Here is a 25474-nt window from a genome sequence, read left to right on the forward strand (position 1 = left end):
CATTCCTACGGAACGCCACTACCGGATCATCGTCGCTGCCTTTCAGCTAGTTCGGGCTCATGGCGGTGAGTTGTTTATTGTAAAGAGTACGTAAAAATATAGTAAAGTACCAGCATTTTCCCATTCCATAAAGGGCTATAAAAAAGGAAAAAATTTATTACAGCAAGGCCCCCGTCAAATGACGGGGGCTTTTGTCTCAAAAACTAGCGGATATTTACAATTCTTGTCTGTTTTCCGCTACGGACAATGTAGCGACCCGCCCTCGGAACCGAGAGATTCACCGTAGTCCCATAGGCACGTGCCGTCGCCACCAGGCGGCCCTGCATATCGAGTACCGCCACCGGCCTTTTTTCGGCAAGACCAGTCACAGAAATATTCCGTGCAGAAACTTCCACCTGCATCAAAGGCGCCACAGGCTTAACCAGCACAGGAGTCGTTCCACCTTCACCCTGGCCCGTAGAATCGTCACCCGCGAGCACCACGTCTTCCCGGAAACTCAAGACATACGGCTCATCCGAATCCCCATAGAAATCCTTGACCACTTTTACATTGCAAGTCGAGGTCGTATCCGTTTTCATCTTGGGCAGGCAGTCTCCAAATACCCACTCTGCATTAGTCAAGAAGGCAAGATTACCCTTCATCTCATCAAAGGACTTGAAGACGGTCGTTTCGGTATCAAATTCGTTTGTCTCATCGACAGCATACTTTGCAAAAGCAGAAACCGACTTGCCACCATAATAATAGTTGGCCAAGGAATTACTTCCGCCTAAAAATTCATACACCAACGATGCTATGCCGGTTCCCGACAGTGTATCCGAATAATTATATCCCGAGGCAATTCGTCCACCATCGATTACAGACGCAATTCCTCCTGTATATCGAAGTGTCGAGCCACCCTCGTTCTTGACAGTTCCCCTGTTGTAGTCGTCATAGACAGATGTAGCAAGGCCATACCCCAAAAGGCCTCCAGCATAAGCGACACTATCCGAAGCCTTGACAGTTACAGGTCCATAGTTATATGAATAAACGACAGTTGTTGTTGCGAAACGCGTCCCACTGCTCAAGCTACTGAAGGATCCGTTACTTAAGCCAATCACACCACCTGCATACACCGCCTTACCCGAAAGGGCGTGAACACGACCCCAGTTGCCACCAGCGGTAAACGTATTCACAGAATCCAACTGTCCCGCAATGCCGCCAATAGTAAGGATACCCGAAGTGGAGCGACCTTCAACCAGTCCCGTATTATGGTTTCTACTCATCGAGCTCCTGACCGCATGTCCCACGATTCCTCCCGCAGAAACAGATCCGTCACCCGAAGCAAGCACCATTCCGCTATTAGAATTATCAATAATCGTGGCCGAGCCGCTGTATCCAGAGCCCGCATAACCGATAATGCCGCCCACAAGTTGCCCAGACACTCGGCCTGAATTTGCATTTTCGACAACAACGGCATTGCCCTCCGCAACGATACCACCAGCAACGCCATCCGAAAGAACAACTGTATTTTCGTTCGTATCATTACGTACGACGCCATAGTTATGCGCCACAATTCCTCCCGCTAAATCCCCACCGCGCACAAGGCTATTGCGTATCTTGACATTGCGGATACAGGAATTTTTACCGAGTTCAATCGCAACACCGGCCGCAGACATTCCATAGTTATTTTCAAAGCGGCTATTGGCAATCGTCAAGTTTTCAACAAGCGCTGTATCCCCGACACAATAGAATATGGAGCGCGACATATTGAGCCCATAAATGGTATGTCCGTTACCGTTAAAGCGCATTTTCAGGCACCCGGTCCGGCTCGTGTCAGTTGCAATTTTCTGCTTCGCCAAATGAACTGTATCCTTCCCCATGACGATGTCGTTGGCAAGTTCAACCTTGAGCTTATAAGGATACCTTTTATAGGTATAACCCATCTCCAGGAAGTTATTCAGTTCAGAGGAATTTGAAATGGTGTAGACAAGGGTATCGCCCTCTACGTGCGACAACGGCATTGCAAATTCGCCCTTGTCAAAGAAAACCGAATCGTTTTTATACAAGCTATCGAAAGTGAACACCGGATACCCACCGCGGCGCACACATAGCTTTCTGTCTGCAGTTTCTCCGTTCGATGTATTCAGCGTTGCCACCATTTCGTCACTTTGCAGTTCCGCAGTCGTTTTCTTGCAGTCCGTACATTCCACTAAATCGCTGTACAAGATTTGACCCAGCGCGCTCACATTAGAAAGAGTGCCGTCGTAATAGGTATTACGCGGAGGAACCATAGCGTTGGTGTAGCCGGTTATGCCCCCGATGGAATCTCCCTTTATGCCGGGAGCCGCACTATAGGCATTCTGGATATAGAAATCTGGATAAGTATAGCGTCCCACGATTCCACCAACATAACTTCCGCCATAAGAGAGCTTTCCCTTTGCCGAGACACTTCCACGGTTATAGACATCGGTTATCATCATCTCGTTTGCGTAGCCCGCAATGCCACCTACATCCAGTTCTTCCGAAAGGGTCGACGTATCCGCTACGCTACCCGTCACATTACCGTAGTTGTAGGAACGGCGCAGTGCATCATTAAGATTGTACGGACGATCCGCCCACCCTAAAACACCGCCTACATAAGTTCTGAAAACACCTTCCGCATAAACATTTCCGCGGTTACCCAACTTGTCAAATCCAAGATAATTGGAATTCATCTGTTCATTACCAATAACGCCACCAACATACGTCTTCAGTTCACCACCGTAGCCGTAAGCCTTGACCGCCCCCTTATTCAACGCGTTGCTTATGGGAAGATAACGATTTTCACCAAAGATTCCTCCAACGGCGAACTCACCCGTTTTAAAGGCGCCTTCGACCATTGCAGTCACATTACCTTCATTCAAAAAATCGCGGAGTTCACCCGTTTCGTACCGATGAAGATGCTTGTTGCCAATAACACCACCCACATAAGAATAAACCGGCAAAGATGAAGTTGGATCGCTTTCAAACGAAACCTTGGACGACACGTCGCCATAGTTTTGCAAATTGGCAACCGAGCCGAGCACATAGCCCGCGACACCGCCCACATACACTTCCCTATGCGCCGTTACCACTTCAACTGCACCACGATTGACACAGCCTTCTATGGCATAGCCGGGTTGCGATTCCGCGTACCCAACGATACCACCAATATAAATATCGTACGAGAAATCTGTTCTGTCAGTCACCTTTTCCGAATAGATGACCTTCGCCGAATTGGAACAGCCAAGGATGCGGCCTCTAGAGTAGCCAACAATGCCGCCCACATAGGATGCCCCCGTAACAGAGCCACCCTCGACGCTACTATTGAAAATGGCAGTAAGTTCATCGTCCGACGAAATCATGCGGCCCGCGATACCACCGGCATAATAAGCAGACACCACCTTCGTATTGGTCACATTCACATTCTGCACAACACCGCGCAGCATGTCGGCAATGGCGCCAACATAATAAGCCGTATCGCTACCGAAGGAACTGTTTGCCACATTGACGTTGCGGACTTCGCCCACGTTAATTCCGATGGTTTCGAACATGGAATTCTCGGCATTCAAACCATAAACAGTATGACCGCGGCCATCAAAGAACCCCTGAAAGAGGGACTGGTCCTTATTTCGAACCCATTTTTTAGAGCAAAGCTTCGACGTGTCCGAGCCAAAAATAATATCGTTTTTTAGATAGGCTCGAAGCGTTTCGTCATACTTCTTCAGCACCGTTGCCGAATCCAGGAACCAGACTAGTTCTTCTGGGGTCGTGATTTCGTAGTAGTCCAGGCCATCACTCTTGACGACCTTCGGTAACTTGGCCGAGCCCGACCACGCCGCAAAAGCCCCCTGCACAACGGCAAGCAGGGCAACTGCAAAGCACCACTTTTTAAGCATAGATTTCCTCCTAACAAATTATACGCAACAAATATAAATTATTCTGCGTCGTTAGGAGATCCCCGCCGGATTTTACCCCGCACTTGATGCGGGGCGGGGATGACATAGCAGCCTAAAAGCTACGGACCATGGCGATGGCCTGGGAGGCGATTCCCTCGCCGCGACCGGTAAAGCCGAGCTTTTCGGTGGTCGTTCCCTTAATGCCAACCTGCTTCACGTCAAGACCAAGCACGCGGGCGATATTCGCCTTCATCTGGTCCTTGTGCGGGTTCACCTTCGGGCGTTCGCACATCACGACACTGTCGATATTGATAATCTCGTAACCGGCCTTCTTGACTTCTTCACCGACCTTGCGCAACAGTTCCAGACTATCGGCACCTTTGAAGGCGGGATCGGTGTCCGGGAAATACGTTCCGATATCGCCGAGCCCAGCGGCCCCGAGCAAGGCGTCGCTAATGGCATGCAACAACACATCGGCATCGCTATGGCCGAGCAGGCCCTTTTCGTACGGAATGTCCACCCCGCCGATAATGCACTTGCGACCTTCCACCAACTTGTGAACGTCAAAACCGATACCCGAACGATAAATCTTATCCATAATGAATCCTTTATTATAATCTAACTAACACTTGGTGCGGCAACGTACGGCGGTGACTGCACCGAGAACAATCAACAGCACCGCTGCAATTACACTCACAAGAATCGTCTTATGGAACGGGGCGCTGCGGTATTCCATGCGGACTTCGGAGTTACCAGCCGGAATCTGCACGGCGCGCAAGGTTCCAAACGCCTTGTAGACTTTAGTTTCTTTGCCGTTCACGTAAGCCTTCCAATACGGGTGATAGTTGCCGGCGACGACCATGAAGCCTTCGCGGTCCGCAGTCACGTTGAACACCTGCGTATCCATCTTGGGACTTGCGACAAGCTTTGCAGAACCCTGAATCGGGCCCTTGGCAGCCACGCTGCCCTTGCCGTCGAATTCCGGAGCTTCAGACAAAATAACTTTTTCGCGGTAGAAGAACTTGCCCGGCTCGTCGCCGTATTCAGGGGCAGTCGGCTTTGCCGCCACAGCACTTGCGGAATCAGCGGTAGCGCTATCGGCGGTCGTAACGGCGGAGTCTGCAACGGGTTCTGCCACCGGTTCGGCGGTTTTCTGTTCACGAATGGCGGCCTGTGTCTGAAGCGTCTTTATGGCAGCGGAATCATCCATCACCACGGCTTCGCCGTAGAGGTAGGCCTCGCCCATTGCCGTCGGAATCGGCATGTAGGTCGTTCCCTGACGACTATCGAAAATGATGGCGCCCACGTTCATCAAGTCGAGGAACGGGTGCACGGCCGTCGGGTCATTGATATTCATCAGGTAATTCGCGTCCTGCTGACCGCCGCGGAAGGCACGGTAGCTCGCCAGTTCGTTATCGTGAATGCCGTCGGCATTGCGCATGTGGTACTGCGGGAAAATGTTTCCACTCAATGCCTTGTTGCGCGACAGCGAAAGCACGCGCGGCGTATTCAAGGAATCACTCTTGTACGGTGCCTTGATAGCGGCAACCACCGGATTAGTCGGCTGCAAGTATTCACCTGCCGGAACATTCTGAACGAACGCGCCATCGATAAAGAAAAGTTCGATACCTGCGGCAAGCGCAAGCACGCCCGCCTTCTGTGCCACTGGAGCCTTCCACTTCGCCACAAAGAGCGTCACCGCGACAATCACCAGCACCAGCACAAAGCCAGGGACAGCCTTGCCGGCGGTCGCATTCATCACGATTTCGTTCAGCGGCTTAAAGTAAGGAGCGGTAATCGGATCTTCCAAAAGTTTCTGGCCGCTCATGAGCATCACGCCGAGATAGGCAAAGCCGATAAAGATGCAAGCCTGCAGTGCACGCGGAGTTCCCGGAAGGCCCTTCTGGAATGCCTCGGTCAAATTTGCAACGGTAAGCTTTTTCTTCTGGTCATCAAGGCTCATCACGCCAAGGCAAAGGGCGGCATAAAGAATCATCACCACCAAGCCGACTGGGCCAATAAAGATTGTCCAGGCAAAACGGGCAATCAAGGCAAGCACCAGGAGCACGCCATACATGGCAGAACCATGCAACAAGGCGCGACGGTTATCTTCGGCTTCGGCGGATTCTTCAGGAGTCTTGCCCTCGGCCGAGAGAGCCTTCAAAACCGGGCCCGCCATCATCACGAGCAAGAGCGGCAACCAGAACAGCGCCATGCCCGGAGCACGGAAGTTCTTGACACCCGGGAGCACATTGTACCACAGCTTGAACAGCGGAGAATGATCGCCCATGCCGTAGCTCAAGGCGACAACAGCACCCAAGCCCCAGAAAGCCGCATAGCGACGCTTTCCCGGCAAGAACAGGCAAAGGAATCCGAGGAAGGTGAGCAAGGCGCCCGCATTGTTATGGTCCAACTTGAACGCATTGTGGCCCCAATAGAACGGCGAACCGCCCTGCAGCTTGCGGTATTCGTCCATCGAGAAACTCACGAAAGAGGAACCTTCGAGATCACCCGTCTTTTCGTTCTGTTCGTAAACGTCCACACCCACAAAGCCCGGCAACAGAATCTGCGCCATTTCTTCTTGGTGCAAGGACCAACTCACGGCGTGGCCGTAATTGGTGTGGCTATCGTCACCGCGCACCGACTGCGTGGTCGTGTACATGTAAGGCGGTACAATCTGGAAGCAAGAAAGAGCAAGGCCAAAGCCGAGGCCCACCGCAGCAAGGCCAAGGCGCTTGCCGCGAGTCTTTAGGGCATCGCAATGGAAGGCGACTTCGTAAAGCGTGTAAAGGCCAGCACCCCACAGGAACAAGTAGGTAAGCTGCAGGTGCGAACCCAAAATCATCCAGGCGACCGAGAGCGCAAGCACAATCATGTAAGGAATGCTACCCGAGCGTACCACCTTGCGAATAGCAAGCAAGGCAAGAGGCGCAATGGCAAAGACCATCATCTTGCCGTCGTGGCCACCGTACAGGTAGGTAAAGAATTCCGGCGAGAAGGCGTAAAGCATTCCGAGGAGGCCCGCCCACCAGCGGTTCCCCGTCAGGTTCCAGGCGAGAGCCATGGCGCTCATAAAGGCCACCCACAAGGTCAAGATAAACTTGAAACCCACGGCGCGGGCCGGGTCCATCAGGAACTGCACCCACACCAGCGGATGGTAAGCGTCAGCGAACAAGGCATCGATCGTCGGCACGCCACCCAAGCGGGAATCGTCCCATTCGGTGAGTACGGCACTTTCGGCGCGCAGAATGCGGCTACCGATACCGTTCAGCTGGTCGCTGTTGAGCATGAGCTGGTTCGGGTCGAACGCAAAGTCGCGGAACACGATCAGCAAGATTCCAAGGAAAATGGCGGAAACCGCCACGAAAAATGCAGGTTTCTTATTTAAGAAATTCATGCGGATAATGTAGATAATTCGGAGTTCGGAATTCGGAGTTCAGAATTATTAGGAACTATTATATACAAGCTACAAGAACCGCTAAAAAGCAGAAAGCACCAAAGGGCGGCTGGGAATCCAGCCGTCTTAATCAAAAAAATGTTTTAAAACTACTCTTCGGACTTGTTTTCGAGCTTGTCGTCGGCAGAAGAATATTTAATCAGGCAATACACGCCGAAAGCCGAGATGACGCAAGCGGCGGCAATGGCGACATACTTAATGATCTTTCCCATAAATTTCTCCTATAAAAAAGCTTTAGCTATAAGATACACAATTTTTTCAAAAAAAGCAAAAAAAAACTAAAACGCTTGGTAAATTTTGAATATCGCGAGAATCTTTCCGATAATCGCCGGAATCCCCGGACACAAGAAGCAGAGAATGACGCGCGTCACGCGGTTTTTCCACCAGCGCCGCACCTGCCAGATATCGTCGGCCAAGGTTTCCATCTCGGACACGCGGGGTGGCCTCATGTAAACCTGCGTAAGCGCCGTAAAGAACCCGACGCCAATCAGCGGAGTAAGTCCCGTAAACGGAGCCGCCACCAGCGCCACCAAAATCGTCACCGGATGCCCGCCCGCAATTACCGTACCGAGCATGGCACCACCGCCGGTAAGCATCGCCCACTGGAGGCTGAGTTCGCCCGCCTTCTCAAAACCCGCATGGACTCCAACCGCGATAATGCTTGCGATAATCGCCACGGGAATCACCCAGCCGATAATCTTCCAAATCGGCGCACTCTTCGGAATCACGCTGATAGATTCCTCGCTCGGAAGTTCGCGGTCTTCTTCGATGATCTTCGCGATTCCGTTCATGTGCCCCGCACCCACGACCGCCACAATCTTCTTGCCGGGAGCATTCTTGATCTTGCTTGCCAGGAACTGGTCACGTTCATCGATCAGCACCTGCTTGACCTCAGGGAAAGACTTGCCGAAATCCTGCATCATAGCACTCAGGGCGTCCTGCTCCTTGATCTTGGCGAGGTCTTCTTCGCTGACTTCCGTCTTGTCGAAGATACTCGCAAAAAGCCCGCCCAGCAAGCTAAGCTTACGGTACCATGGAGTACACGCCCACGTACGGCGCAACGTAATCTTGATGTCACGGTCGGCAAGCACCAGTTCGGCGCCACGGCCCTCGGCGCAGTCCACCGCTTCCTTGAGTTCGGAACCCGGCTTTACGCCCGTCTGGGCACCCATACGCTTCTGGTAAGACCCCAGCACCAAGTTCGCAATCAAAGTTCCAAGTTGCTTGTTCTTGATAACCTGCTTCAGGTCCGTCTTTTTCCAGCGGTCCGGCTCCTTGATAGACTTCAGTCGACCTTCATCCAGCTCGACGCACACCGTGTCGGGTGCTTCCGCCTCGATGGTTGCACGGACAAGATCCTTTGAAACCTGCGAAATATGGGCGGTGCCGATTAAAACAAACTCTCTATCGTCTTTTTTTATGCGGTAAATATCAGATTTTTCGTTCATCGCCTTAAATGATAGCAAGAAAACGCCCCCTACATTGAAAATTTCAGCTCTTTTTTGTTGACTTTTATAAAAAATGTTTATATTTAGGAGGAAATCTATTTTTTCGGAGGTTTTACCCTATGAAAAAAATTCTGGCTTACCTTTCTTTGGCCGCACTGGTCCTAACCGGCTGTGCAGGTTCCAAGTCCGATGACCCGGAAGCCCTCGACAACGCCCTTGTCGGTTTCACCTCTTGCGTGCAGGGTTCCCGCTGGCAAGAAGCCCTTGAATACGTCACCCCGAGCGAGGCTGACGACATCGCCACTTCCGATGGATACGAATTCAAGGACGAATACAAGACCGCAGCACGCCGTCTGCCCCTTTCCACCCTGCGCAGGGCCGGTCTCGAAGTCGATAGCCGCGGTCGTCTGATTGGCATCAAGGCCGCCATGGACGAAGCAAACGAACGCTACGTGATGTCCGAAGAACAGGCCAAGGTCGGCACGAACCTGAAGCAGATGGAAGACGAACGCATCAAGCGCCGCATTGAACAGGGTCAGAAGATCTTGCAGGAAGAAGAGGAAGAAGCTTCCCAGGAACAGGAAGAAATCGTCTATTCCAACAAGCTGACCGAAGAAGAAAAGCGCAAGTACGGCAGCACCCGCGACCTTCAGGCTCCGGAAGCTTACCAGGACGAAAACACCGAAGCAGCCGAAGAAGAAATCTACGGCGGCGACTACGAAAATCCGTAATCATCTTGCCTGACGGAAACGATGAAAGGTCTTTCCAAACATTTTGCAAAAGCGGCGCTTCACAAAGCGTCGTTTTTTTCAGTCGCTCTTGCGGCATTCTGCGGTTTTTTCCTTATTGCTTGCGGAGATCTCGGACCGGATCCGGATGCCGACGGAGCAAGATTCAGCAACCAATTCCGCTACTACTGGACTCAAGACTGCCGTTATGACAGTTTCGGCGCTTATGACTGCGGGCCAATGCGCAACATAAGCCCGTCGATGAAGGTCGGCCTTCGAGTCGATAGCGACGGACTCGCCAGCCTGAACCTGGATGGGGACCGTTACTATTACCTCGAATCGGAATACGACGAAGGATACGATTCCGAATTCGGAAGCTACTTCCATTTCTATCAGGACGACGACGAACTGACCATCTACAAGGACGGTTCTGAAATGGCCTGGTGGAAGACCAGCGAAGGTACAGTCACCTACTATTTCTACGATATATACTAGGCTACTGGAGGTGCGCCGAGAACGGGCACCAGCAGGATTTACAGAATTAACATTCCGTCGCCGTAGCTGAACAGCTTCATTTTATTCTCTACAGCCATCTTATAGGCTGCAAGCGTATTTTCGCGGCCGTAGAACGCGGACACCAGAAGAATCAGCGAACTTTTGGGCCAGTGGAAATTCGTAAGGAGACCATCCACAATCTTGTAGCGGTAACCGGGGTAGAAGAACGCATGGGTCACGCCCGATTGCGCCTTCACGATTCCGTTTGCATCGGCGATCGTCTCGACGACACGCGTACTTGTGGTACCCACCGTTACAATGCGGCCCCCTTCGCGTTTTGCCTTGTTGATAATCTCGGCATTTTCCTTGGTGAGTTCGTAATGTTCGCCGTGCATCTTGTGCTGGGTGAAATCTTCCACCGAGATATTCTGGAACGTTCCCGGACCCACATGCAGCGTGACTTCGGCCACATAAACGCCTTTCGCTTTGAGGGCTTCGAGCATTTCTTCGCTAAAGTGGAGGCTTGCCGTCGGAGCAGCCACAGCGCCGGAATACTTTGCAAAAATCGTCTGGTACGCCTTCTTGTCGTCTTCGTCATCGGGGCGGTCAATATAAGGCGGCAGCGGCACGTGACCTTCACGGTTCATTACCGCTTCGAGTTCCACCGGCGTTACCGCAAAGCGGAGCACGCGGGCTCCGTCTTCCTTGATATCTTCGACAATCGTCTTGACGCCCGCAATATCAAGTTCGCGCCCAATCTTGAAAGCCTTACCCGGGCGAACCTGCGCCTCGTAGCGAGCGGAGCCGTCTTCGGCTGGGATCAACGCCTGCACCAGGAGCGTTTCCACTTCGCCACCGTGCATCGTGTGTCCGTACAAGCGCGCCGGAATCACCTTGGTGTTGTTTACCACCAGGCAATCCCCCGGCTTGAACAAGTCCACAATTTCAGGAGCCTTCATAATGTGGCGTTCACCGCCATCTTTCGGGCAATGCAAAATGCGGGTTTTCCCCTTGCCCGCCGTGCGGCTAGCAATCAGTTCCTTGGGGAATTCAAAATTATAGTCAGAAAGATTATGCGATTCCATTTTAGCGGTCCATTTCGGACAAAGCGTCTTTCAGTTTCTGCTTGACCGTTTCCTTAAGCGATGCCGGCTTCAAGATGCGAACATCCGTGGCAACGCCCATCAGCCAAGAAACAAAGTCCGGCGTAATACGGAGTTTCATATCCACAATCATATTCTTGTTCTTGTCGTAACGCTTTGAAATCGCGGGATTAAAGTGGGAACGTTCAAACTGCGTCTGCAGCCACCTGTTGCGAATTTCCAAGGTGATATCTTCAGGCTTGTCCTTGCCCGTGTACTTGCCGAATGCGTACTTGTAATGCGTTGCAGCATCAAAAACAAACTTCGGCACGGCGTGGTTTGTTTCCTGCACGTTCTTGATTTGCTCGAACAGGTAATTCTTGAAAACCTGATTTCCCTTGTCGTCTTCTTCGCCGGCAATCAAGTACAATGTATCCATTCGCATAATCACCTTGACCGGGAAAACTTCCTTGTTTTCGTCGATGACAGCGGAATGATCGGTTGCGTGGCTATACTGAATCTTGATCGCGAAACCTTCATGAATCGCCTTGAGTACCTTATTGACATGAGTCGAATTCAACTTGTCATCGCTGAACGGGCCGTAATCCAGAACATAGTCCGGGTCCGTCGTAATGGCGTCGGGCTTAAAATCTTCGGGATCGGTGGTCTGCATGACCTTGATCAGCTTGTCCAGCAGCTTAGTCGTCTTGATATCTGCTGCAGAAGTCTCGGACAGGTTTTTCTTGATCTTTTCGAGCTGCTTGACCACGTCCTGGTTGAAGTTCGCTTCTTTATCCGTCTGAATGACATAGAAGGTTTCACCGTTTTCCTTAAACTTGCGAAGGCCGCAGTTTTCGGCATTGATGACTTCCAGATGACGGAAGATGGTACGGGGACCGCACCCCATCAAATAAGCAAGACTGTTGACAGTCTGCTTGACTTTCAACTTGCTCTTAATCGCATTAATTTTTTCGTAACCGGTCGCCATGGGCGCCTCCTTATATCAATCTCAAGCGGTTTTCTACCGCCGTCGTCTTCGTTTTTTTTAACAAAGTAAACAATGCCAGTTGTTTCTGGAAAGTCGACTGGACATGACCTTCCAGCAGGAACTTCCTGTTGTTACAAGAAACCCGGATATAGGCCCCCCGCAGCAACGCATTCGTCGATAAATCGGTTTCCAGTTCCTTACACAGTTCTACATTCATCGGATCCGAAAGTTCCGTCACCAAGCAAACAAGGTCGCGGACTCCGGGAATTTCTCCCAAACGGTTTTCCAAATCCTTGGGACGTTCGTTTTCGTAGCACGAAGACTGGATCTGGACCTTTCCACCGGACACATTGACTTTATAGTCAAAGAGATGCATTGCCGGTGATTCAAGAAGTTCATAGATACTCGATTCGATGTCGCTGTCCGTTATCTGCGTCGAGACCTGCAACCGCGTAAAATTCACGCAGCCACGCACCTTCGGAAGCGCACTCACGCAATTTTCCATTGCACGCTGAATCGTATAGTTCTTGACCAGTCCTTTCAAATAAACGATACCCTGGCCAACTTCTACAGACACCTTGTCGCTGTCTTCCGGGAAGACCTGAGACAACTTTCCCTGCACGATTTCGCGCAAACGGTCATTCGGCAAATTCTGTGCCAACGGAGGCAACGTGATAAAAACAAGTGTCGAATCTTTCAAAAGAACGACAAGCTTGTCTTTCTCGCCATCATTCACCAACCCCACCGCCAATCCGAACTGGTCACGAATGGCATGGTAAACATTGTCACCCAACAAGGTCTGCGCACTCTGGGCCGGCAACAGACGATAACCTTCGGAAGATTCTTCCTGTTCTATCACGACCTTGGGCAGCTCCATTTTCTTTTCGGAGGCGCCATCATAATTTACGACGACTATTTCCCTGTCAGGCCCTTGGAAAACGCTCTTGACCACCCCCGGCTTGGGAGCGTTCTTAAAGTAAATCCAGTTGCCCGGTACAATGCGATTGTAACCGTAAATTTTGGTATAGTCCTGATTGACGCAGTCGCGACGGCAGAAAACAAACTCTTGCGAGAAAGCGACAAACATCGTCGCGCAGGCATCGCAACAACACAACAGCGGAATCTGCGGATCCATTCCCCCGAAAGTCGAATACACCTCGCGAGCATAGATGCCGTGTTCCACTACCTTCTGGCAGCGGCGGCAAAACAGCCTTTGTGTATACAACCTATGTGGAAACTGGGAACGCATGAGAAGTGGTTGGTGGCTGGTGATTAGTGGTTAGTGGTTAGTGGTTAGTGGTTGGTGGTTGGTGGTTGGTGGTTGGTGGTTGGTGGTTAGTGATTAGTGGTTAGGTTTAAATAATCGAGGCTTTACCGCCTAACTATTCCTGTTTACTAACCACTGTTTACTAATCACTGTTTACTATTTCATCAACGGCATTGCGACGTCAATGCGGCGCAGCACTTCGTCCTTGCCGATGATTTCGAACATTTCCCAGAGGCCGGGGCCTGCGGTCACGCCAGAAACAGCGAGGCGCGGAGCACCCACAAGTTCACCGACCTTGTGACCGCAACGTTCGGCGAGATCGTAGAATCCCTTCTCAATAACCGGAGTCTTGAAGTCCTCGATAGAGGCGAGCATATCGCGCACGAGGGTCGCCACTTCTTTGGAGCCTTCTCCGAAGTGCTTCTTCGCACCCTTTTCGTCGTAGGTGGTCGGAGCCACAAAGAAGTACACAGCCATGTCGGCCAGATCCTGCACAAAGTGGGCACGCGGCTTCAGCTGCTTCACGATTTCGTCGAGGCGTTCTTCCGGTTCCTTCGAGAGGTCAATACCCTTTGCGGCAAGGCCTTCCTTCATGATTCCCTTGAGGAACGCGTCATCGCACAGGTGAATGTGCTGGCCGTTCATCCACTGCAGTTTCTTTTCGTCGAAGCTTGCGGACTTCGGGTTGATGCGTTCCAGCGTGAAGCTTTCCACCATTTCCTTGATGGTCATGACTTCGCGGTCGTCGCCCGGATTCCAGCCGAGGAGCGCGAGGTAGTTCACGAGAGTCTCCGGCAAGTAGCCGAGGTCGCGGAAATCGCCCACGGAAGCGGCACCCTTGCGCTTACTGAGCTTACCGCCATTCTTGTCGAGAATCACCGGCAGGTGGCACCATACGGGCGGCTGCCAGCCGAAGGCCTTGTACAAGAGTTCGTGCTTCGGCGTGGAGCTGATCCATTCGTCGCCGCGGAGCACGTGGGTCGTACCCATCAGGTGGTCGTCCACGACGCTTGCAAAATGGTAAGTCGGATAACCGTCGCGTTTGATGAGCACGAGGTCGTCCAGAAGTTCGTTCTGGTAGCTGATGTGACCGCGAATCATGTCGTCGAATTCGGTAACACCCGTTTCGGGCACCTTGAAGCGAATAACAGCCTTTTCGCCAGCTGCAATGCGGGCTTCGGCTTCTTCACGGCTGATATTGCGGCAGTGGCGGTCGTAGCCCGTGACCGGCACGTGGCTCTTTTCCTGTTCAGCGCGGACTTCCTGCAGGCGTTCTTCGGTGCAGAAGCAGTAGTAGGCGCAGCCGGCGTCCAGGAGCTTCTTGATTTCGCGGTGGTAAATGTCCAGACGTTCGCTCTGGAAGTACGGGCCGCAGTCGCCTTCGCAACCCGGACCTTCGTCCCACTGGAGTCCCAGCCACTTGAGGTCGCGCATCAAGTCATGGAGCGCAGTTTCGTTGTAACGCTTGCGGTCGGTATCTTCAATACGCAGGTAGAAGGTGCCGCCCATGTGTTTTGCAAAAAAGTAGTTGTAAATAGCAGTACGCGCACCGCCCACATGCAGGTAGCCCGTCGGGCTCGGGGCAAAACGGACGCGGACAGGACGGCTAGAATTGCAATTTTCGCACATAATTTCCTCTTTTGTTTATTCCGTGTCAAAAAATAGCAATTTAAAATGACTCCAGATTCAACTTTTCTATCTTTGGGGCCGTTAATCGAAACAGCCACCCTTTTCTACGGGATTATTTATGGAAACTTTAAATTCCATCTTAGATGCTATTGACGGCTATGTTTGGGGAGTCCCCCTGATTGTCATTATCCTCTTCGTAGGATTCCTGCTCACCATCCGCCTCGGCTGCCTGCAGGTTCTGAACCTACCGAATGCACTTCGCTATATACTCCACAACGAAAAGGGCGGCGAAAGCGAAGTGTCGAGCTTTGGCGCTCTCTGCACAGCCCTTGCAGCCACAATCGGCACGGGTAACATCGTGGGCGTCGCCACCGCTATCGGTACCGGTGGCCCGGGTGCCCTCTTCTGGATGGAAGTGGCCGCATTCCTCGGTATGGCCACCAAGTATGCCGAAGGCCTGCTCGCCGTCAAGTACCGCACTATCGGCAAAGACGGCAAGGTATTGGGAGGCCCGTTCTACTACATCGAAACTGGCATCAAGGAACGCTTTGGCTGGAACATGAAATGGCTCGCTGTCATATTTGCCGTATTCGGCATTGGCGCGGGACTCCTCGGTATCGGCACCATCACTCAGGTAAACGGTATCACCAGCGCCATGGCCCGCCTCACCCCGAACGCCCCTGAATTCATTAACCTCGGTGGCAATTCCGTTTCTTGGACCACCGCCATCGCAGGCCTTTTGGTTACCATTTTCGCCGCAACCGTTATCATCGGCGGCTTAAAGCGCATCGCAAAAGTTTCGACCTACATTGTCCCGATCATGGCGATTGTCTACATTCTCGCCTGCGTGCTCTTGCTGCTTTTGAACTTCGCCCAGATTCCGCTGGCTATCCAGACGGTCGTGCAAGCCGCATTCAACCCGAGCGCCATTACCGGCGGTGCCGTCGGCACCATCTTTATCGCGATGCAGAAGGGTATCGCCCGCGGTATTTTCAGTAACGAAGCAGGCCTCGGTTCTGCCCCGATTGCAGCGGCCGCCGCCAAGACCAAGGAACCGGTTCGTCAGGGTTTCGTCTGCATGACCGGCACCTTTTTTGACACCATTATCATTTGTACCATGACAGGCCTCGCCATCGTGGTTTCGGGCGCATGGGACCCGAAGCTCGGTCTCGAAGGCGTGAACATCACCATGGAAGCCTTCTCCCGCGGACTTGCCATCGTTCCGGCCGGTTCTGTCATCGCACCATTCTTCCTCGCCATCGCCCTGGTGTTTTTCGCGTTCACCACGATTCTTGGCTGGGCATACTATTCCGAAAAGTGCCTGCAGTACCTGATGGGCGGCAAGAACGAAAAGGCCACCCTGATTTACCGCTGGGTCTACATCGCGGCAATCTTTATCGGCCCGTACCTCACGGTAAGCGCCGTATGGACTAGCGCCGATATCTTCAACGGCCTTATGGCATTCCCGAACTTGGTTGCGCTGATTCTCTTGAGCGGAATAGTCTCGAAGGAAACCAAGGATTACCTTGAACGCCTCCACAACGGCCACGTAGGTGACTAATTAGTTTGGATTTCGGAATTCGGAGTTCAGAATTAGAATTTCGAAGTTCGTTTTTTTAATTTGGAAATGAAGCAAATATATTTCGTCGGAAGGTTTTATGTTGGATTTTAAAGGCAAATTTGCGGCGGTGCTCCCGGCGGGGGGACTCGGCAAGCGCATGGGTGGAAACATTCCCAAGCAGCTTATGGTTCTGGGCGGCAAGCCCGTTTACCGTTACAGCCTAGAAACCTTCCTTTCGATGGAAGAAATTGCCGAAGTCGTGATGGCCGTACCCGCCGACTGGAAAGATCATTTCGAAAAAGAAATTTTCGGTCAATCACCAAGCGAACTTGACGCCCTTATTACAAACAAGTTAAAAATTGTCGTGGGTGGAGCGGAACGTTGGCAGTCCGTGGAAAACGGCGTGAACGCGCTCACGAGTGGTGCCGAATATGTTCTGGTACACGATGTGGCACGCCCGTTCATCAGCAAAGAAATCATTCTTGATGTCTGCAAGACTCTTGTTGAAAAAGGCAGTTGCCTTGTGGCAAAGCCCGCGGTCGACACCATCAAGATTGCAAAAGACAGCTGCGTACAGCAGACTATCGACCGCAACACCGTATGGATGGCGCAGACCCCGCAGGCGGCCTCGATTGCCTTACTGAAAAAGCTCTACGGGCGTATCGCCGCAGAGCCTTTGAACTTCACGCCCACCGACGAAGCGAGCATTCTTGAATACTTCGGCGAACGCGTCTACATCGTCAAGGGTAACAACCTGAACGACAAGCTTACGACTCCCGAAGACTTCGAAATTTTCGCAAACAGAGCCCATTAGCATACGCGCTCTACCGGCCCTACACAACAATTTTCTTGTGACGCCGCAGCACGCAAACGCAAAAACAAGTTTTTGCGCGTCCTCGCCTTGCATTGCTTTGTCGCTGCGCTCGCCTTTTACTAAATTTGAGCCCGATGAAAGATAAAGCTAAAAAACTGATTGAAAAGTACGAGGAACTGGAATCGGAACTCGGTAATCCGGATGTTCTTTCTGACCAAGCCCGTTACAACAAGATTCACAAGCAGTACAAGGGTATCGAAAAGGCTGTACTCAAGGCTAAGGAATACCTGCAAATGCTAAACGACCAGGAAGAATGGAAGGCCGCCCTTGGCGATTCCGACCCTGAAATGGTCGCAATGGCGAAGTCGGAACTTTCCGACATCGAAAAGAAGCTGCCGGTTATTACCGACGAGCTCCAGATTTTGATGGTGCCGAAGGATCCGTGGGATTACCGTAATGCCACGCTCGAAATCCGCGGCGGTACCGGCGGCGACGAATCAGCCCTTTTTGCGGGCGACCTGTTCCGTATGTACCAGGGCTACTGCAGCCGCATGGGCTGGAAAATGACTATCCAGGATGCGAGCGAAGGCACCGTAGGCGGTTACAAGGAAATTCGCGTATTTATCGAAGGCGACAGTGTTTACGGCACCTTGAAGTTCGAAAGCGGCGTGCACCGCGTACAGCGCGTGCCCGAAACCGAAACGCAGGGGCGCGTACATACGTCTGCCGCAACCGTTGCAATTCTCCCCGAAGCTGAAGAAGTCGACGTGGAAATCCGCGAAGCCGACATTCACATGGACACCTACCGTTCTTCGGGCGCCGGCGGTCAGTACATCAACAAGACGGACTCCGCCGTGCGACTCACCCATATTCCGACAGGCGTGGTGGTGAGCTGTCAGACCGAACGCAGCCAGCTGCAGAACCGTTTGCACGCCATGGAAATGTTGCGTTCCAAGATTCTTGACGCCGTGATTGCAAAGAAGGAACAGGAAGAAGCCGCGAGCCGTAAGGCCCTGGTGGGCACTGGCGACCGCTCCGCAAAAATCCGCACCTACAACTTCCCGCAGAACCGCGTGACCGACCACCGCATCGGTCTTACACTCTACAACCTGGACAAGGTCATCACCGGCGACCTCGATGAAATCATCAACGGCCTCCAGATGGCGAACGCCCAGGAAAAGCTCGGAAAGTTCAACGCTTAATTGGATTGCCGCGCCCCTCCCTTCGGCAAGCTCAGGGACCTGGGGCACGCAATGACGCACGATAGGAATGTCTATAATGCCGCAGATGACCGTACTTGAAATTTTGAACCGCACCAAGGTATTCTTCGAAAAGAAGGGAATTCCCGATGCGCGCCTAGACGCCGAGTACATCATCAGTCACGGGCTCAAAATGAAGAGCCGCATGGACATTTACCTGAACTTCGAAAAGCCGCTGACCGACGCAGAGCTCGACGTGCTTCGCCAGATGGTGGCACGCCGCGCGAACCGCGAACCGCTGCAGCATATTATCGGCGACACGAGTTTCCGCGGATTTATCATCAAGTGCGACAAGCGGGCGCTGGTCCCGCGCCCCGAAACCGAAATGCTTGTCGACATGGCGAAGGAACGCCTCAAGGGAATCGAAACTCCGCTTATCGTGGAAGTGGGCACGGGAACAGGGGCGATTTCGATCGCCTGCGCGAAAGAAATCGCCGGAGCAAAAGTGCTCGCCACAGACATTTCTGAAGACGCACTTTCGCTCGCCCGCGAAAATGCAGAAGTCAACGAACTGGGTTCAAACACAGAAGGCACAAATCTTACCTTTGCTCAAGGCGACTTGCTGGACGCCGTCACCGGCGAAGCACTTCGGCAAGCTCAGTGCCCTTGCGATGCAAAAATTGACTGCCTGATTGCAAACCTCCCCTACATTCCCGATAGCGAAAAAGGGAAGCTCCAGCCCGAAGTCGACAAGTTCGACCCGGCGCTCGCCCTCTATGGCGGACCCGACGGACTTTCACTTGTCCGTAAGCTCCTCCAGCAGACTGAAGGCAAGCTGAACGCAGAAGCCTCGATTCTCCTTGAGATCGGTTCCGAACAGGCTGAAGTCCTGAAAAACGAAGCCGCCAACTACCCGTGGCTTGAATTCGCAGGAATTCACAAGGATTATTGCGGTAACATCCGCTTTGTCAGCTATAAGACCGCTCACGCCTAATCATCAAAGTACGGCCCCGAAGCGTTCGCTCTCGCAACCACGCCTCGTTAATACGAGGCGTTTGTTGCTCACAAAAGACCGTTCGCGCTTAATCACTCCTGACCGCCCCTGTTTAAGAACAGGGGCTTTGTCGTTTTTTCGGCGCTTATTTCAAGCCGTTTTGAAGCATTTTCTTTATTCCGCGCCTCAATTTTATACTATTTTATTACAAAATAACTCAAAGTTTGGAGAGAATATGAAAAAGTTCTGGACACTTGTCGCCTGCACACTAATGGCAACCTCGATCTCGTTCGCTCAAGAAGAAGAATATTACTACGGAGTGCAAACCGAGGAACCGTCCGCAAACCAAACTTCTGAACCCTGGCCGGACGAAGCAGAACAATCCAGCGAAGCTGAACCCGCAGAAGAAGCACCTGACGCACCGGTAGCCAAGCAGGTCAATAATCAGGTTACAAACCAGACCAACATTCAACAAGCAAATCAGGTCACTATTCAGAACAACTTCTACGCACAAGCGAACGAAGCTCCCGCTCCGGCAAGCAATGCTCAAGCAAGCGAACCGCAGGATTCCTACGAACGCCCTGCCAACAATGAACAGAAATTCGGCATCGGCCTCCGAGCCGCTTTTGACTACGGCATGATGTACGGATTCAAGAACGAGGATGACGATGTGGACGGCTCCCCCACCGGCATTGGTTTCGAAGGCGGCCTTATGGGAAGAATCCAGCTTGTTTCCAATCTGCATTTCGCACCGGAAGTCAACATCGCCTTTGTCCGCACCGAACACGAATACCTACACCAGAAACGAACCTATACCAGCATAGACCTCGAAATTCCTCTCCTGATGCGCGGAATCGTTCTGGACAAGTTCTACGTCACCGGTGGTCCGCAACTGAACCTCAACCTGAGCAACGATTTCGACTACGACAACAAGGAAGCAGCCGAGGGCTACGAAGAAAAAATTGACGAAGCCAAGTTCACCTTCGGCCTTGCGGTGGGTGCCGGATTCAACATCATCGAAGGACTCTTTATCGATGTACGCTTCTACATGGGACTTATGGATCTCTATCCGGACGTAAAATCCATCAGCGACTACGAAGACGGCGACATCGTAAGCGAAGGAGACGACTTCTCCTACATCAGCATGAAGGGCGCCAAAATGATGAAGATCAAGGCCGGTCTCAGCTACTGGTTTATCTAACCATCCGCTTTCCAACATCAGGGTAAAACATGAGAACGCTTGCCAATTTGACCTATAAGGAGTGCCCTCCGATAGTCACCGCCGAGTCCATGCGTTTCTTGGACGGCGACACCAAAAGGAGCCGCGTTTCCAATTCCGGTTTTCATCCTCTCTGGGATATGCAAACTGAACCCGCTGCGTCTGACAGCAACGAGTTCGCCTCCCCGATCGACGCCGGATACGCCCTGATGAAATTAGCCGGCAAGGCCCTCTTCCGCCGCGTCCGTAAAATTCTCGGCGAAGATGCCGAAGGAAAATCCGTCGCCATTTTTGTGGGCGGCGGCAACAACGGCGGCGACGGACTCGCCCTTGCAAGCAACTTGATCGAAGCGGGAATTCCATGCACCGTCTATTCGCTTGCCAAGGCGGAATCCTTCAAGGACGAAGCATCGCTCGCCTACCAGGATTTTGAGAAGAACGGCGGGAAGCTGGTCTATACCGGAGAACGCTTCCCCGAAAATTCGCACTTTTCTCTCGTCGTGGACTGTATGCTCGGAAACGGCGCGTCCGGAGAACTGCGCCCCGCATTTGCCCGCGCCGTAATCGCCATCGGCGAATGGGGAATCCCCATCCTCGCTGCAGATGCACCCACCGGATTCGACTTCACAGCTCACTGCTGCGGAGTTCCCTGCACCGAAGCTACCGAAACAATGCTCTTCGGGCTTCCGCGACTTGACGCCTTCACGCAAGAAGGCGCAAAGGCTTTCGGCAGCCCCATCATCGAACCGCTTGACTACCCCGACAACCTTGTCGACAAGATCAACAGTGGCATATTCCTTGCCAGCGAGAAAATGATTCCGGCATTGCTCCCCGACCGTGACGAATTCGGCGACAAGCGCGGCCAAGGTACCGCAATGATTGTAGCCGGCTCCGGGAACATGACCGGGGCGGCGGCTCTTTGCACCAAGGCGTGCCTCCGCAGTGGAGCGGGACTTGTTACGACGGCAACCCCCAAGGCACTACTTCCAGCATTGCAATCAAAACTGGACGAACCGGTATTCTACGGAATTGGCGACGAACGCACCGACAAGCTCTCGATTATGCATCTGATGCAGTTGCAGGACCTCGCCACCCACCAAAGCGCCATCGCGATTGGCCCTGGACTTGGCATAGACACCGAAACGCAGGATGCCATCCGAATGTTCCTGACCGGTTTACAGACGCCCGTCGTCGTCGATGCCGATGCGATTAACGCCTGCGGTTCCGCATTCTTCTGCATGGAAGGTGGTCCCGCGAATGCGATTATCACGCCGCACAAGCGCGAATGGGAACGCAACTTCGGCCCACTCCCAACAAATGAATGTTTCTACCCGGAATACCTGCAGCAGTTTGCAACGCAGTTCAAGATTACTATCGTGCTGAAGGGTTGCCCCACCTACATAGCCATTCCCGACGGACGCGTGTACGTGATTCCGGCCCGCAATTCTGGCCTCGCCAAGGGCGGCGCAGGCGACGTGCTTACCGGCATCATTACGGCACTCCTTGCGCAAGGTTTGCCGACAGCAGAAGCAGCTGTTCTCGGCGTACTCCTGCACCAGAAAGCAGGCCGCCTGACCCGCGAAAAAATGGGAGCATTTGGCATGCTCCCAAGCGACGTAATTGAAATGTTACCCACCGCATTCGGCTGCTAAAGCTACTAATGTCATGCCGCACTTGATGCGGCATCTCCTTTTCTACTAAAGTAGTTCAGAAACCAATTTGTCCATCGCAGCTTCGGATTCGGCGCTGAGCGTCGATTTTACCGTCACTACCGTTTCGGCAAGCGTCACGTTCTTGAGCGAGGAGAGGATTTCGGTCATCTTCTTTGCGGCCATCGGAGCCCACGTGCCATTCTCGACAACGCCCACCTTGCGGTTGCTGTAATTCTTCGCCTTCAAGTGATTCAGGAAGTCTTCCATCACCGGGAAAAGTCCCGCGTCATACGTGGGAGCAGCCACCACCATGCGGTCGTAACGGAAAGCGTCTTCGATGACTTCGGCCATGTCGCTGCGGGCAAGGTCAGAAACCACCACCTTCTCGACACCGGCGGCCTTGAGTTTTTCACCAAGCAATTCCGCGGCCTTCTTGGTTCCGCCGTAAATTGAGGCATACGCCACGAGCACGCCTTTGTCTTCGGGAGCGTAGCTGCTCCAGGTGTTGTACTTGTCGATGTAGTAGCCCAAATTTTCGGTAAGCACCGGGCCGTGCAGCGGGCAGATTGTCTTGATGTCGAGCGCGGCAGCCTTCTTGAGAACCGCCTGCACCTGGTTGCCGTACTTGCCCACGATATTGAAGTAGTAGCGGCGGGCTTCGCAGGCCCAGTCGTCCGGGTCAGCATCGTACACGCCGAACTTGCCGAACGCATCGGCCGCGAACAGCACCTTTTCGCTCTGCTCGTAGCTGAACAGCACTTCGGGCCAGTGCACCATCGGAGCTCCGATAAACTGCAAGGTGTGCGCACCGAGTGCAAGCGTATCGCCTTCCTTCACGGTCTGCTTCTTGACCGATTCAGGGAGTGTCATGAACTGCGGCAGGAGCGCAAAAGCCTTCGCCGAGGAAACGAGAGTCGCTTCCGGGTACTTCGCGACAAAATCAGCAATGCCACCGGCATGGTCCGGTTCCAGATGGTGAATCACCAAGTAATCCGGTTTGCGCCCAGCGAGAGCAGTTTCCAGATTGGCAAGCCATTCATTCACCTTGTGGGCATCCACCGTATCGGTCACGGCAATTTTTTCGTCCACAATCACATACGAATTGTACGCCATGCCCTCGGGCACCACGTACTGGCCTTCGAACAAATCCAAGTCGCGGTCATCAACTCCGATGTACTTGATATTTTCGCTAAAGTTCTTCATAAAGACTCCTGATAATTTCGTAGAGAATTTAACAATTTATCGGACGGAGATTCTTAATCTTCCAAGAAATACTGCACATTCGTCACGACGCGGACTTTCTTGATGTACGGCGTATTTTCATCGCGGTCCTCGATGGAGAACACGCCCTGCGTGGCGGTCTTGATTTTGCCAAGCTTGCTGTCGGAATCCTTCGCGAATTTTTCAGCAGCGGAGCGTGCATTCTTTGTCGCCTCGTCAATCATGGCGGGCTTGATTTCATTGAGACCGTTAAAGCTATAGACGGTGCGGTACTGGTAATCGCTGCCGCTAAAAGCGATTCCATGTTTCAGGAGTTCGCCCTGTTTTTCCATGGCCTTACGAACAAGTTCTACATCGTTTGTCGCCACCGTTGCAACCACGGTTGCCACATAGCGATAATTGTGTTTGCCTCCGCTGTAGAGTTCGCCGTCGGCATCGACAATGGCCGGGGTCGAGTAAGTAATGTTTTCTTTTTTAACGCCGTTTTCGAGCAGGAACTTTTCAAATATCTGCGATTTGGACTGTAGCGTTGCAGAAAGTTCGGCAAGATCGTTGCCCACTTCTTTGTAAACAATCGGCCAAATCACGAAATCAGCCGGTACTTCGCGTTCGGCAAGGCCTCGCACGAACACCACGCGGTCGCGGTCCTTGACATCGATTTGCGCGCGATAGAAAAATGCACCCAGGCACAAAATGGCGAGCGCCAGAATGAGAGCCTCTTTAACTCGTGATTGCATAAACAACTCCTTTTTTTCTTTAAGTCAATATACAAAATTCTATATTACCAAAGTAAAAAAGGAGAACAAGATGATTTGTCCTAAATGCGGCAGAAAATACGAAGACGACATGCCCCAGTGCCTGTGGTGTGACGCCCCCAACCCCAAAATAAACAAGCAAACGGAACCCGAACAAGAAACAAAAATCGAACAGCATCCGGTTCAGGAAAAGTTTGACGAAACGAACGCCATTTCAAATCAAAACTGCGAATGTCCGGAAACCTCCGAAACTACGGAACCCGAAGACAACACCATGCCCCGCAAAGGAACGCTTATTTTCTGGATGGGTGCTATTTTTGGTGAATTGGGCGTGCACTGCATTATGAGCGGGAGAACCCTGAGAGGATGGTTGTACCTCTTTTTCGGAGGATTCACATTCAATTTTTGGAAAGGGTTTCTAGGTCCACTCAACATTCATTTTCCGCTTTGGATGCATATCCTAATGAACCTGGCAAGCGTCGTCGTTACAGTCCTTGCATGCATCGACGTCTGGAAGATTGCACAAGGTAGATATGTTCATTCAAAAAAAGGCTTTACATATACAGGCGCAAAATGGATGTTCGCCATTGCCATTTTATGCTACATGATTAACGGAATATTTATTGCATCTTCAACCATCAAAATCATCAGTAACGGATTTTTCAATATAGAGACCTACGACAGAACCGATGACAATGTTCAAGCCTGTTATGAAAACATGGCCTCTTCTGTAGAAGATTACATTGATAGACAGGAGAAATTCTTCGCAACCGAAAAAAGGTTAGGAAATTTCGAAGTAATTGCTTTCATCCCGACAGCATACAAATGCCACATCAATCACTTTGTGACACAAGACCTTGGGATAGGAATAAGCATTAAATATAGATCCTTTATTACAGACTGTAAAACAGGATCCATCTGGACATTCTCGGCGTCCGTTCAAGATGACAAGCTCGTCTGGTACACCACCACACCCAAAGACGAAAAATGCAAGGAAACATTCCCAAAATTTTATGAGTTGAAAGACAAGCTGGAAAAACAACAGACTGAAAGTTCCGCGCAATAATTG

General features: G+C 52.1%; 20 protein-coding genes. 9 read left to right on the forward strand and 11 right to left on the reverse strand.

What is annotated here, in order from left to right; translation table 11 throughout:
• Positions 1 to 203: 203 nt before the first annotated feature.
• The 5 genes from BUA93_RS04490 to BUA93_RS04505 form a co-directional block, all read right to left on the reverse strand.
• The gene (locus BUA93_RS04490; RefSeq protein ID WP_072977783.1) at positions 204 to 3896 is read right to left on the reverse strand and encodes a hypothetical protein; all 3693 of its coding nucleotides are present in this window, start codon (positions 3894 to 3896) and stop codon (positions 204 to 206) included.
• Between the two features lie 112 nt (positions 3897 to 4008).
• Entirely contained in the window at positions 4009 to 4494 is a 486-nt protein-coding gene (ispF, locus tag BUA93_RS04495; RefSeq protein ID WP_072977785.1) for a 2-C-methyl-D-erythritol 2,4-cyclodiphosphate synthase, read from the reverse strand.
• Between the two features lie 24 nt (positions 4495 to 4518).
• The gene (locus BUA93_RS04500) at positions 4519 to 7293 is read right to left on the reverse strand and encodes a YfhO family protein (protein WP_254793849.1); all 2775 of its coding nucleotides are present in this window, start codon (positions 7291 to 7293) and stop codon (positions 4519 to 4521) included.
• A gap of 149 nt (positions 7294 to 7442) precedes the next feature.
• On the reverse strand, positions 7443 to 7565 hold the full coding sequence (locus tag BUA93_RS16655) for a hypothetical protein (RefSeq protein ID WP_255396653.1): 123 nt from the start codon (positions 7563 to 7565) through the stop codon (positions 7443 to 7445).
• Positions 7566 to 7631: 66 nt separating this feature from the next.
• Positions 7632 to 8801: a TraB/GumN family protein gene (locus tag BUA93_RS04505; RefSeq protein ID WP_072977786.1), complete on the reverse strand. Its 1170-nt coding sequence runs from the start codon at positions 8799 to 8801 to the stop codon at positions 7632 to 7634.
• Positions 8802 to 8920: 119 nt separating this feature from the next.
• Here BUA93_RS04505 and BUA93_RS04510 point away from each other — a divergent pair, with 119 nt between their 5' ends.
• Both BUA93_RS04510 and BUA93_RS04515 read left to right on the forward strand, forming a co-directional pair.
• Positions 8921 to 9532, forward strand: coding sequence for a hypothetical protein (locus BUA93_RS04510; protein WP_072977788.1), 612 nt, complete (start codon positions 8921 to 8923; stop codon positions 9530 to 9532).
• 21 nt (positions 9533 to 9553) lie between these two features.
• On the forward strand, positions 9554 to 10024 hold the full coding sequence (locus tag BUA93_RS04515; RefSeq protein WP_083597118.1) for a hypothetical protein: 471 nt from the start codon (positions 9554 to 9556) through the stop codon (positions 10022 to 10024).
• Between the two features lie 38 nt (positions 10025 to 10062).
• Here BUA93_RS04515 and queA read toward each other — a convergent pair whose 3' ends face one another.
• The 4 genes from queA to gltX form a co-directional block, all read right to left on the reverse strand.
• Complete coding sequence (gene queA, locus BUA93_RS04520; protein ID WP_072977789.1) at positions 10063 to 11109, reverse strand: tRNA preQ1(34) S-adenosylmethionine ribosyltransferase-isomerase QueA; 1047 nt, start codon at positions 11107 to 11109, stop codon at positions 10063 to 10065.
• Between the two features lies 1 nt (position 11110).
• Positions 11111 to 12094 (reverse strand): WYL domain-containing protein, encoded by a 984-nt coding sequence (locus BUA93_RS04525; protein ID WP_072977791.1) that lies wholly within the window; start codon positions 12092 to 12094, stop codon positions 11111 to 11113.
• Positions 12095 to 12104: 10 nt separating this feature from the next.
• On the reverse strand, positions 12105 to 13277 hold the full coding sequence (locus BUA93_RS04530; protein WP_083597119.1) for a BON domain-containing protein: 1173 nt from the start codon (positions 13275 to 13277) through the stop codon (positions 12105 to 12107).
• A 240-nt stretch (positions 13278 to 13517) separates the two neighbouring features.
• The gene (gltX, locus tag BUA93_RS04535) at positions 13518 to 14990 is read right to left on the reverse strand and encodes a glutamate--tRNA ligase (protein ID WP_072977794.1); all 1473 of its coding nucleotides are present in this window, start codon (positions 14988 to 14990) and stop codon (positions 13518 to 13520) included.
• Positions 14991 to 15108: 118 nt separating this feature from the next.
• Here gltX and BUA93_RS04540 point away from each other — a divergent pair, with 118 nt between their 5' ends.
• The 6 genes from BUA93_RS04540 (at position 15109) to BUA93_RS04565 (ending at position 22429) form a co-directional block, all read left to right on the forward strand.
• Entirely contained in the window at positions 15109 to 16551 is a 1443-nt protein-coding gene (locus tag BUA93_RS04540) for an alanine/glycine:cation symporter family protein (protein ID WP_072977796.1), read from the forward strand.
• 97 nt (positions 16552 to 16648) lie between these two features.
• Positions 16649 to 17365 (forward strand): 2-C-methyl-D-erythritol 4-phosphate cytidylyltransferase, encoded by a 717-nt coding sequence (gene ispD / locus BUA93_RS04545; protein ID WP_072977797.1) that lies wholly within the window; start codon positions 16649 to 16651, stop codon positions 17363 to 17365.
• A 134-nt stretch (positions 17366 to 17499) separates the two neighbouring features.
• Entirely contained in the window at positions 17500 to 18567 is a 1068-nt protein-coding gene (gene prfA, locus BUA93_RS04550; protein WP_072977799.1) for a peptide chain release factor 1, read from the forward strand.
• A gap of 85 nt (positions 18568 to 18652) precedes the next feature.
• Positions 18653 to 19558, forward strand: coding sequence for a peptide chain release factor N(5)-glutamine methyltransferase (prmC, locus tag BUA93_RS04555; protein ID WP_072978123.1), 906 nt, complete (start codon positions 18653 to 18655; stop codon positions 19556 to 19558).
• Positions 19559 to 19793: 235 nt separating this feature from the next.
• Positions 19794 to 20759 carry a porin family protein gene (locus BUA93_RS04560; protein ID WP_083597121.1) on the forward strand — a complete coding sequence of 322 codons (966 nt, stop codon included), beginning with the start codon at positions 19794 to 19796 and terminating at the stop codon, positions 20757 to 20759.
• 29 nt (positions 20760 to 20788) lie between these two features.
• Positions 20789 to 22429 carry an NAD(P)H-hydrate dehydratase gene (locus tag BUA93_RS04565; RefSeq protein WP_083597122.1) on the forward strand — a complete coding sequence of 547 codons (1641 nt, stop codon included), beginning with the start codon at positions 20789 to 20791 and terminating at the stop codon, positions 22427 to 22429.
• 45 nt (positions 22430 to 22474) lie between these two features.
• On the opposite strand, the gene BUA93_RS04570 is transcribed toward BUA93_RS04565, so the two are convergent.
• Entirely contained in the window at positions 22475 to 23632 is a 1158-nt protein-coding gene (locus BUA93_RS04570; protein ID WP_072977802.1) for an FprA family A-type flavoprotein, read from the reverse strand.
• A gap of 53 nt (positions 23633 to 23685) precedes the next feature.
• Complete coding sequence (locus BUA93_RS04575) at positions 23686 to 24387, reverse strand: SIMPL domain-containing protein (RefSeq protein WP_072977804.1); 702 nt, start codon at positions 24385 to 24387, stop codon at positions 23686 to 23688.
• Between the two features lie 70 nt (positions 24388 to 24457).
• Here BUA93_RS04575 and BUA93_RS04580 point away from each other — a divergent pair, with 70 nt between their 5' ends.
• Positions 24458 to 25471 (forward strand): TM2 domain-containing protein, encoded by a 1014-nt coding sequence (locus BUA93_RS04580; protein ID WP_139257764.1) that lies wholly within the window; start codon positions 24458 to 24460, stop codon positions 25469 to 25471.
• Positions 25472 to 25474 lie beyond the last annotated feature (3 nt).

Source organism: Fibrobacter sp. UWH4 (assembly GCF_900142475.1).
Classification (GTDB): domain Bacteria; phylum Fibrobacterota; class Fibrobacteria; order Fibrobacterales; family Fibrobacteraceae; genus Fibrobacter.

Coding starts and splice junctions, on each gene's coding strand:
- BUA93_RS04490 (WP_072977783.1), bottom strand. CDS start 3,896: ATGCTTAAAAAGTGGTGCTTTGCAGTTGCCCTGCTTGCCGTTGTGCAG.
- ispF (WP_072977785.1), bottom strand. CDS start 4,494: ATGGATAAGATTTATCGTTCGGGTATCGGTTTTGACGTTCACAAGTTG.
- BUA93_RS04500 (WP_254793849.1), bottom strand. CDS start 7,293: ATGAATTTCTTAAATAAGAAACCTGCATTTTTCGTGGCGGTTTCCGCC.
- BUA93_RS16655 (WP_255396653.1), bottom strand. CDS start 7,565: ATGGGAAAGATCATTAAGTATGTCGCCATTGCCGCCGCTTGCGTCATC.
- BUA93_RS04505 (WP_072977786.1), bottom strand. CDS start 8,801: ATGAACGAAAAATCTGATATTTACCGCATAAAAAAAGACGATAGAGAG.
- BUA93_RS04510 (WP_072977788.1), top strand. CDS start 8,921: ATGAAAAAAATTCTGGCTTACCTTTCTTTGGCCGCACTGGTCCTAACC.
- BUA93_RS04515 (WP_083597118.1), top strand. CDS start 9,554: ATGAAAGGTCTTTCCAAACATTTTGCAAAAGCGGCGCTTCACAAAGCG.
- queA (WP_072977789.1), bottom strand. CDS start 11,109: ATGGAATCGCATAATCTTTCTGACTATAATTTTGAATTCCCCAAGGAA.
- BUA93_RS04525 (WP_072977791.1), bottom strand. CDS start 12,094: ATGGCGACCGGTTACGAAAAAATTAATGCGATTAAGAGCAAGTTGAAA.
- gltX (WP_072977794.1), bottom strand. CDS start 14,990: ATGTGCGAAAATTGCAATTCTAGCCGTCCTGTCCGCGTCCGTTTTGCC.
- BUA93_RS04540 (WP_072977796.1), top strand. CDS start 15,109: ATGGAAACTTTAAATTCCATCTTAGATGCTATTGACGGCTATGTTTGG.
- ispD (WP_072977797.1), top strand. CDS start 16,649: ATGTTGGATTTTAAAGGCAAATTTGCGGCGGTGCTCCCGGCGGGGGGA.
- prfA (WP_072977799.1), top strand. CDS start 17,500: ATGAAAGATAAAGCTAAAAAACTGATTGAAAAGTACGAGGAACTGGAA.
- prmC (WP_072978123.1), top strand. CDS start 18,653: ATGACCGTACTTGAAATTTTGAACCGCACCAAGGTATTCTTCGAAAAG.
- BUA93_RS04560 (WP_083597121.1), top strand. CDS start 19,794: ATGAAAAAGTTCTGGACACTTGTCGCCTGCACACTAATGGCAACCTCG.
- BUA93_RS04565 (WP_083597122.1), top strand. CDS start 20,789: ATGAGAACGCTTGCCAATTTGACCTATAAGGAGTGCCCTCCGATAGTC.
- BUA93_RS04570 (WP_072977802.1), bottom strand. CDS start 23,632: ATGAAGAACTTTAGCGAAAATATCAAGTACATCGGAGTTGATGACCGC.
- BUA93_RS04575 (WP_072977804.1), bottom strand. CDS start 24,387: ATGCAATCACGAGTTAAAGAGGCTCTCATTCTGGCGCTCGCCATTTTG.
- BUA93_RS04580 (WP_139257764.1), top strand. CDS start 24,458: ATGATTTGTCCTAAATGCGGCAGAAAATACGAAGACGACATGCCCCAG.